Genomic DNA, 1,408 nt, shown 5'->3' with positions numbered 1-1,408 from the left:
AGTAGGTGGTGTTAGGGTTTGGAGTGAATGGAGTGGTCCTACTTCTAGTGCTGGTATGTCTTCACTCTCAGGGAAAACAATAGCTTTTCTTGGTGACTCAATTGTAGAGCAAGGTGATTATCCAGAGCGTATTGGCAATATGCATGGTGCAACTATTCATAAGTTTGGTTTTGGTGGTTGTAGGGCAGGTCGTTATACCTCAAGCCCAGATGGATATGATAAGCAGTGTTTATATAATATTGCTAAGTGCATAAATACGAACGATTATTCTAGCCTTATAGCAGGTGCAGAATGGACTCGGGATAATAAGAATGATGACAATACCCCACAGGCCAATGCTATGGCAAAGCTAGACTGGAACAAAGTAGATATTCTGGTAATTGCATTTGGTACAAATGATTGGACAGGAAACCCCATAGGAACTGAGCTAACTTCTGATGCATCTGGTGCTACTTTTAAGGGGGCTATGTGTTACACGATTGAACAGATTCAATCCAAATATCCGCATTTACAGATCATACTTATTGGTATGTCGTTCCGTTTACGCACTACAACCTCTACTCCAAGTGACAATTCTGACGATGTCTCCACAATTAATGGATATTTGAATGAATATCAAAAAGCTATTTTAGAGGTAGCTGAAAATTATCATATACCAGCATTTGATATGTATAGAAATAGTGGTGTAAATCGCTACAACTATACATATTATTTGCGTGATGGTATTCATCCAAAAGCGCTAGAAGGTAATAAACATTGGGCGATGAAGATAGGTTCATTTCTGAATTCATCTTTATAATGCAATTACTAATCAAGTTCTTGAATATAAACCTGTATATCTGTAAGTTTTATTTCAGCATTTGTATACCAAGACTGGAATCCAATTTTAATTTTTGGTATTCCAGTTGGTACATTGAATGTATACGAAATTCTATATTTACAGTTTGTTTTAGTTAAAATATATTTGTACCATCCAACAGCACTTGAATAGGAAAGTTTGGTTTGATCGTATTCTAAGTCTTGTTGTTCATAATCAACAATAAATAATGCACAGTTATCTCTACTTATATCAGAGGGGCAATCAATCTCAAAACTTATAGTTATTTTTTGGTTGGTTTGGGCTTGGAGGAGAATTTCATCTAACCAGACTGCTGACTTAGTTAGAGCCAAACTTGTCAATAAGTGTTTTTGTGTGAGTCTAGGGCTCTCTAATTTATATTTATTAAATCTTGGTTCAAGATGTTCATAGAGATATTTAGCAACCTCGATTGAACCCATAGCATTAGTATGAACAGGATCGAAAAATAATTCATATTTATTTGAAAAAGCGACTCTTAAATCCAGTGTATGAATGCCAATACTATTGCAAAATTCTAAAACTGAGTCAAAAACCAAGTTTCGATCTTTG

General features: G+C 35.2%; 1 protein-coding gene and 1 pseudogene. One reads left to right on the top strand and one right to left on the bottom strand.

Annotation, left to right across the window (positions count from 1 at the left end):
* On the top strand, positions 1-799 hold a 799-nt coding region (locus Aru01_RS18255), incomplete at its 5' end, for an SGNH/GDSL hydrolase family protein (RefSeq protein WP_162183625.1).
* Positions 800-807: 8 nt separating this feature from the next.
* On the opposite strand, the pseudogene Aru01_RS18415 reads toward Aru01_RS18255, so the two are convergent.
* Positions 808-1,408 (bottom strand): annotated as a pseudogene (locus tag Aru01_RS18415) (SGNH/GDSL hydrolase family protein); the annotation flags it as partial.

This window comes from Acinetobacter rudis (assembly GCF_000829675.1).
Classification (GTDB): domain Bacteria; phylum Pseudomonadota; class Gammaproteobacteria; order Pseudomonadales; family Moraxellaceae; genus Acinetobacter; species Acinetobacter rudis.
Note: the sequence above shows the minus strand (reverse complement) of the source record. Positions and strands in the feature narration are given on the sequence as shown.